Annotated in this window: 6 protein-coding genes; 3 read left to right on the top strand and 3 right to left on the bottom strand. The window is 73.2% G+C overall.

The window, feature by feature from the left end:
* Positions 1-85 precede the first annotated feature (85 nt).
* Positions 86-265 carry an antitoxin gene (locus ACZ4W5_RS21150; protein WP_360240978.1) on the bottom strand — a complete coding sequence of 60 codons (180 nt, stop codon included), beginning with the start codon at positions 263-265 and terminating at the stop codon, positions 86-88.
* Between the two features lie 147 nt (positions 266-412).
* On the opposite strand from ACZ4W5_RS21150, the gene ACZ4W5_RS21145 reads away from it, so the two are divergent.
* Complete coding sequence (locus tag ACZ4W5_RS21145) at positions 413-1,993, top strand: M28 family metallopeptidase (protein WP_465656146.1); 1,581 nt, start codon at positions 413-415, stop codon at positions 1,991-1,993.
* A gap of 276 nt (positions 1,994-2,269) precedes the next feature.
* Positions 2,270-3,676, top strand: a complete 1,407-nt coding sequence (gene lpdA / locus ACZ4W5_RS21140; protein ID WP_360240984.1) for a dihydrolipoyl dehydrogenase — start codon at positions 2,270-2,272, stop codon at positions 3,674-3,676.
* Between the two features lie 127 nt (positions 3,677-3,803).
* On the opposite strand, the gene ACZ4W5_RS21135 is transcribed toward lpdA, so the two are convergent.
* The gene (locus ACZ4W5_RS21135) at positions 3,804-4,139 is read right to left on the bottom strand and encodes a GNAT family N-acetyltransferase (RefSeq protein WP_360240987.1); all 336 of its coding nucleotides are present in this window, start codon (positions 4,137-4,139) and stop codon (positions 3,804-3,806) included.
* A gap of 242 nt (positions 4,140-4,381) precedes the next feature.
* On the opposite strand from ACZ4W5_RS21135, the gene ACZ4W5_RS21130 reads away from it, so the two are divergent.
* Positions 4,382-5,602 carry a PP2C family protein-serine/threonine phosphatase gene (locus ACZ4W5_RS21130; protein ID WP_465656143.1) on the top strand — a complete coding sequence of 407 codons (1,221 nt, stop codon included), beginning with the start codon at positions 4,382-4,384 and terminating at the stop codon, positions 5,600-5,602.
* 57 nt (positions 5,603-5,659) lie between these two features.
* Here ACZ4W5_RS21130 and ACZ4W5_RS21125 read toward each other — a convergent pair whose 3' ends face one another.
* Positions 5,660-6,913 (bottom strand): threonine/serine exporter family protein, encoded by a 1,254-nt coding sequence (locus ACZ4W5_RS21125; protein WP_465656141.1) that lies wholly within the window; start codon positions 6,911-6,913, stop codon positions 5,660-5,662.
* Positions 6,914-6,952: the final 39 nt, after the last annotated feature.

The following is a 6,952-nucleotide window of genomic DNA, read 5'->3' as shown; positions in this document are numbered from 1 at the left end:
GAAGGCTGCTCCCCGGAGCGGCGGCGCTTTGCCCGTGCTCCCGCCGCCCCCCCCCCCCCGGGCCGGGCGGGCGGCGTGGGCCGCGCTACTGCGGCGGCCGGTCGTCGCGGAACTGCTCCTTGAGCTTGTCCTGGGCGGTGTCGACCTGGCTCTGGTACTTGCCCTGGGTGCGTTCGTCGACGTAGTCGCCGGCCTTGTCGACACCCTTCTCGGCCTGGTCCTCGTGGCCCTTCAACAGGCCCTTGAGCTTATCCAGCATGGACATGTGGTCACCCTCCTGGATGAGACGCCCCCACCCCTCCAGCATCACCGCCCTGGGCGTCCCGCGCACCTCGCGGCAGCGCGGCGGCCTTGGCAAGGCGGTCGCCGTCATGTCAAATCGTGAACCCACCGACCGTCGGAAGGAGTCGCCTTGAAGCCCCGCTCCCGTTCCCGGACCTCCCCGCTCGCCGCCCTGACCGCCGCCGCCCTGGTCGCGCCGTTACTACTCGTCAGTGCGGGCAGTGCCAACGCCGACCCGGACCCGGCCCGCCGGGGCGCCAGGCTGGCCGAGCGGCTGGTCGGGGCGAGCAGCGCCGAGGACGCCCGGGACACCCTGGTCGCGCTGCAACGGTTCGCCGACCGCAACGGCGGTAGCAGGGCGGCCGGTTCGAAGGGTCACGACCTGTCCGCGCGGTACATCTACGAACAGGCCCGGCGGGCCGGGCTCAAGGTCTCCCGGCAGGACTTCGAGTACACCTTCTTCGAGGCCCGGGCACAGCGCCTGGACGTGCTGTCACCACGGGCGGAGTCGGTGCCGGTACTGGCCATGACCTACTCGGTGAGCGGCCCGGAGGCGGGCCTGACCGCCGAGTTGGGCGTCGCCCCGGTGAGCGCCGCCACCGGCTGCACGCCCGCCGACTACCCGGCGGGCTCCGTCACCGGCCGGATCGCGCTGATCCGGCGCGGCGGGTGCAGCTTCGCCGCGAAGCAGGCGGCCGCAGCCACGGCGGGCGCCGTCGGGGCGCTGATCTACAACAACACCGACGGCGAACTGAACGGGACCCTCGGCGAGCCCACCGCCGGGAAGGTCCCCACCGGCGGGATCACCGAGGCGGCGGGCAAGGCGCTGGCCGCCGAGGCCGCCGCCGGTCCGGTGCGGCTGACCCTGGACGTCCGCACCTTCATGGAGCAGCGCAAGACCTGGAACGTCATCGCCGAGACCCGGGGCGGCGATCCGGCGAACACCGTGATGGTCGGTGCCCACCTGGACTCCGTCCCGGCCGGGCCCGGCATCAACGACAACGGCTCCGGCGCGGCCGGCATCCTGGAGGTCGCGAAGAACCTCGGCACCCGGCCGGTCAAGAACAAGGTCCGGTTCGCCTGGTGGTCGGCCGAGGAGTTCGGCCTCAAGGGCTCCGAGGCGTACGTGAAGTCGCTCTCCGACACGGACCGGAAGAACATCCGGCTCTACCTCAACTTCGACATGATCGCATCCCCCAACTACGCGCAGTTCGTCTACAACGGCTCCGGCAGCGCGGGCGGCGGCGCGGGCCCGGAGGGCTCGGCCCAGATCGAGCGCTTCCTCACCGACTACCTGGACGGCCGCGAGCTGCCGCACGAGCCGCGCGCCTTCGACGGCCGCTCCGACTACGGTCCGTTCATCGACGCGGGCATCCCGGCCGGCGGCACCGACACCGGCGCCGAGGTGATCAAGACCCCCGAGCAGCAGGCCCGTTACGGCGGAACGGCGGGCGCCGCCTACGACGCCTGCTACCACAAGGCCTGTGACGACCTGGACAACCTGGACCTGGCGGTCTTCGACAACAACATCGACGTGATCGCCCATGCCGTCGGCACCTACGCCTGGGACCTCTCCCCGCTGCAGCGGCCCGTACCCGGGCAGCGCCCGGCCGCCCGGGCGGCCGGCGGAGCGGGTATCAGCACCCCGGGCAGCACCGGAGCCGGCGACGCCGGAGCGGGCGGCACCGCCGCCCACGCGGTGGCGGCCTGACGCCCGGGTGGGCCCGCTGCCGTCCTCGGGCGGCGGGCCCACCCACCGGCCGTGCGCACACCGTCCATAGGGCACCTCCCGTCCGCCATCGCCCCTGGTGGGTCAGGGTGCGCACCACCGTAGCGGCCGCCACTGACAATCGGCCCCCGGCCCTGTACGGTGCCGCGCGGAGCGCATCCGCCGAGACCCGGTGGGTGCGTCGAGTCCGGTCCTGACACCATGGGACCGAGATCACGAGATCACGACACCCGTGACACCCTCGGAGGAGTCAGCAACATGAGCACGCACTACGACGTCGTCGTCCTCGGCGCGGGCCCCGGCGGCTACACCGCCGCCGTCCGTTCGGCCCAGCTGGGCCTCAAGGTCGCGGTCATCGAGGCCAAGTACTGGGGCGGCGTCTGCCTCAACGTCGGCTGCATCCCCTCCAAGGCCCTGCTGCGCAACGCCGAGCTCGCCCACATCTTCACCAAGGAGGCCAAGACCTTCGGCATCAAGGTCGAGGGCCAGGTGACCTTCGACTTCTCGGAGGCCTTCAAGCGCAGCCGCTCGGTGGCCGACGGCCGGGTCAAGGGCGTCCACTACCTGATGAAGAAGAACGGCATCACCGAGTACGACGGCTGGGGCACCTTCGTCGACGACCACACCCTCCAGGTCGCGCTCAGCGGTGGCGGCTTCGACGTGGTCACCTTCGACCACTGCATCATCGCCTCCGGTGCCACCACCCGCCTGCTGCCCGGCACCAGCCTGAGCGAGCGCGTGGTGACCTACGAGGAGCAGATCCTCACCGAGCAGCTGCCAGAGAGCATCATCATCGCGGGCGCCGGCGCGATCGGCGTCGAGTTCGCCTACGTGCTGCACAACTACGGCGTGAAGGTCACCATCGTCGAGTTCCTGGACCGCGTGGTGCCGCTGGAGGACGTCGAGGTCTCCACCGAACTCGCCAAGCAGTACCGCAAGCTGGGCATCGAGGTGCTCACCTCGACCCGGGTCGAGTCGATCGACGACAGCGACCCGAACGCCAAGGTGCGGGTGACCGTCACCAAGGACGGGCAGCAGCAGGTGCTGGAGGCCGACAAGGTGCTCCAGGCGATCGGCTTCGCGCCGCGGGTCAACGGCTACGGCCTGGAGAACACCGGGGTCAAGCTGACCGACCGCAACGCCATCGCGGTGGACGGGCGCGGCCGCACCAGCGTCGACCACATCTTCGCGATCGGCGACGTCACGGCCAAGCTGATGCTCGCGCACGCCGCCGAGACGATGGCCGTGATCGCCGCCGAGACCATCGGCGGGGCGGAGACCATGGAGGTCGACTTCGCCATGATCCCGCGCGCCACCTACTGCCAGCCGCAGATCGCCTCCTTCGGCTACACCGAGGCCCAGGCCCGTGACCTCGGCTACGACGTCAAGGTCGCCAAGTTCCCGTTCACCGCGAACGGCAAGGCGCACGGCCTCGGCCACCCGATCGGCTTCGTCAAGGTGATCTGCGACAACACCCACGGCGAGCTGCTCGGCGCCCACCTGATCGGCCCCGAGGTCACCGAGCTGCTGCCCGAGCTGACGCTGGCCCAGCAGTGGGACCTCACCGTCCACGAGGTGGCCCGCAACGTGCACGCCCACCCGACCCTGGGCGAGGCGGTCAAGGAGGCCATCCACGGCCTCGCCGGTCACATGATCAACATGTGACGACCCGGACGTGCCGACGGTGCGGCCCCGCCCGGCGGGGCCGCACCGTCCTCCGCTGTCCTCGACCGGGGACCGGGCGGATCTCGCTCGGGCCAGCTCGGGCCAGCTCGGGCCAGCTCAGGTCAGGTCAGCTCAGTCGGTCGCGCAGCCAGGCCTTGACCTCGGGGGTGACCTCGTCGGTGAGGTCGGCGAACTCCTGGTGCTTGGTCAGGAACTTGGCCACGTACGGGCAGATCGGGACGATCCGCTTCCCGGCGGCCCGGACGTCCGTCAGCGCCGCCTGGACCAGCTGTCCGGCGAGGCCGCGGCCGGCGAAGGCCTCCTCGACCAGGGTGTGGTAGAAGACGCGCTGCCCGTCGTGGTCCAAGTACTCGGTGAAACCGGCGAGTTCACCGTCGACCAGGATCTCGTAGCGGTGCCGCTCGTCCGACCGCTCGACGACGGGGGTGCTGGGGGTGCTCATCGGGAAGGCCTCTCGCGGTTCGTACGGGCTTTCGGTGCGGGGTCAGACTAGCCGCCGGGCGGGGCGGGCGGTTCCGGGCCGGGGTGGGCGTCCACCTTGCCGGGCCGCGCGACGGGCCGGCCGGCTGAGCCGGACGGGCGCGGACCGAGGGGCGCCGGGCGCCCCGGCCCTCTAACGTGGGCGCGACGGCGCCGGGCCCGGCACCGTCGCGACACCGGAGGAGAGCGGAGGGGCCGTTGCTGGTGCGTGCCGCGAAGGCGTCCGGGCCGGCGCAGCCGCCGTCCGACCCAGGGTCCCAGCTGCCGGTGCTGGTCCGGTACGGGCACCGGTCCTGGCTGATCCCGGCCGTGCTGCTGGCGGCGGTGGTGGCCGTGGACGCCCTCACCCCCCGCGACTTCGAGTCGCTCAGCTGGCTGGCCCTGGTTCCGGTGGTCGCCGCGGGGCTGTGCGGTCCGGCGGTCACCGTGGCCTTCGCCGGTCTCGCGGTCGTCGCCTATCCCGGGCTGAACGGCGTCTGGGGCAAGTCCCACGGGATCGAGGACTTCCTGCTGGTGATCGCCGGCTGCGTCCTCGCGTATCCGCTCAGCGTCTTCCGGGCCCGGGCCGCCGCCTACGTCCGCCATCTGCAGGGCGCCGCCGAGACCACCCGGCAGGTGGTGCTGCGCCCGGTGCCGCCGGGCTGGGGCGGGGTGGACGCGGAGGCCCGCTACCTGGCCGCGGACGTCGAGGCCCGGGTGGGCGGCGACTTCTACGACGTGGTGGCCACCCCGTACGGCGCCCGGGTGCTCCTCGGCGACGTCCAGGGGAAGGGCCTGCCGGCGGTCGCCACGGCGGCGGCCCTGGTCGGCTGCTTCCGGGAGGCGGCCTTCCGGGAGGAGGGCCTGGCGACGGTCGCCTCCTGGCTGGAGGAGCGGGTGCACCGGCAGAACCGGCTCTCCGCCCGGCTGGGCGAGGAGGACGAGCGGTTCGCCACGGCGGTGGTCGTCTGGTTCCCCGACGACGCCCCCGGGGAGATCCAGGTGGTCAACTTCGGCCACGACTGCCCGTACGTCCTGGGCCCGGGCGGGGTCCGGCAGCTGCCGCCGGGCAACGGTGTCCCGCTGGGCCTCGCCCCGCTGGCCGGTCGGCTCCCGGAGGTGCAGCGGCTCCGGCTGGGCGTGGACGAGACCGTGCTGATCGTCACGGACGGGGTGACCGAGGCCCGGGACCGCCAGGGCGACTTCTTCGACCTGCGCGCCCACCTGGAGGGCCTGGCCGGCCTGCCCGGGGTCGGGGAGCCCGAGCGCCTGGTGGGTACCGTCGTCGGCGCCGTCCTCCGGCACTCCGGCGGGCGCCTGACGGACGACACCGCGCTGCTCGCGGTCCGCACCAGCAAGGGCAACGGCAAGGGCAGCGGGAACGGCAGCGGGAACGGCAAGGGCTACGGAAGCGGCGGCAACGGAAACGGCGCGGTCTCCGGCTGAGCCGGGGACCGCGCCGGTCGGATGGTCGCGGAGAACGGTGGTCGCGCCTGCCGGGGGTCAGGCCCGCAGTTGGGCCACGGCGAGCGAGGGGCGCGGGATCCGGCTGATCACCGAGCCGATCAGGGTGCCGATCGACACCCCGAACACCGCGGACACGGCGGCCAGCACCGACTGGGCGCCGTTGCCGACCTCGATCTGCGCGGTGTTCAGCAGACCGAAGGAGCCCGGCACCACGATCCAGAACGCGGGCAGGTAGAGCACCTGCCAGAGCGGTCCGCCGGGCAGCCAGTGCACCACGGTGGCCGCGACCGCGGCGCTGACCGCGCCCGCCAGCCCGCCTATCGCCGCGCCGTGGACCGACCCGACCACCACCTGCACGGTGACGCTGACCGCGATCACCGCGACGATCCACGGGATCGCCGCCGGCGGGGTGTTCACGTTGACCACGACGCCCGCCACGGCGATCGCCAGCCCCACCGCGATCACCCACCAACTCGGCCTGGCCACCTGGATGTTGGCCAGCGCACTGGCCGGTACGCCGAGCGCGGTGGTGGCCGCCGCCACCCCGGCGAGGAACAGCGCCAGCTGCACCGCACCGGACACCAGCCGGGCCGTCCCGGCACTGGCGGCGCCCGCCGCGACCTCCGACAGCCCGGTGACCAGCAGCCCGCCCGGCAGCAGGATCGCCAGGGTGGCCACGATCGTGCGCAGCGGGCCCTCCAGCAGGCCGGCCCGGCTGAGCGACAGGACGAGCAGCGCCACCAGGAACCCGGCGGTGACCGGCAGCAGCGGGCGCAGCCTGGGCAGCCGGCGGGCCAGTGCGGTCAGGCCCGCCACGATCAGCGAGCCGGCCCCGGCGGCCAGCACGTTCGCCGTCACCGGTTGGAGGAACAGGCAGACGCCCACCCCGACCGGCAGTGCCCCCAGGTCCGCCACCCAGGCGGGCCAGCGGGCGGGGGCGTGCCGGATGGCGTCCAGCTCGGCCAGGGCCCGGGGGCCGTCCAGCTCACCGGCGCGCAGCTGGTGCGCCAGGTGCAGGACGTCCGCGGTCTGCTCGAACCGCAGCGCGGCGCCGACCGGCCGGAAGCTGGTGGCCTCCACCGCGTCGAGGGCGACGAACAGCCCGTTGGTCAGCGCGGCGACCCGCACCTCGGGAGCCCCCAGTGCCCGTCCGAGGCCGCGGAGTTCCTCCTCGACTTCATGGACGGGAAGGCCCCCGCCCAGCAGGGCGTCGCCCAGTTCGAGCAGCAGGCGGCGGAGCGGGTCGGCGGGGGCCTCGTTGCCCCGGACCGGCGGAGACTTGCTAGACATGGCAGGTATCGTCCCATCCCGCCCGCTTGGGTCCGAATC

This window comes from Kitasatospora sp. NPDC029367 (assembly GCF_055569135.1).
This window is presented reverse-complemented; position numbering and strand designations above follow the sequence as displayed.

Bases quoted from the DNA above. Each gene is read 5' to 3' on its own strand.
- ACZ4W5_RS21125 (WP_465656141.1), bottom strand. From the start codon at position 6,913: ATGTCTAGCAAGTCTCCGCCGGTCCGGGGCAACGAGGCCCCCGCCGAC.
- ACZ4W5_RS21135 (WP_360240987.1), bottom strand. From the start codon at position 4,139: ATGAGCACCCCCAGCACCCCCGTCGTCGAGCGGTCGGACGAGCGGCAC.
- ACZ4W5_RS21150 (WP_360240978.1), bottom strand. From the start codon at position 265: ATGTCCATGCTGGATAAGCTCAAGGGCCTGTTGAAGGGCCACGAGGAC.
- lpdA (WP_360240984.1), top strand. From the start codon at position 2,270: ATGAGCACGCACTACGACGTCGTCGTCCTCGGCGCGGGCCCCGGCGGC.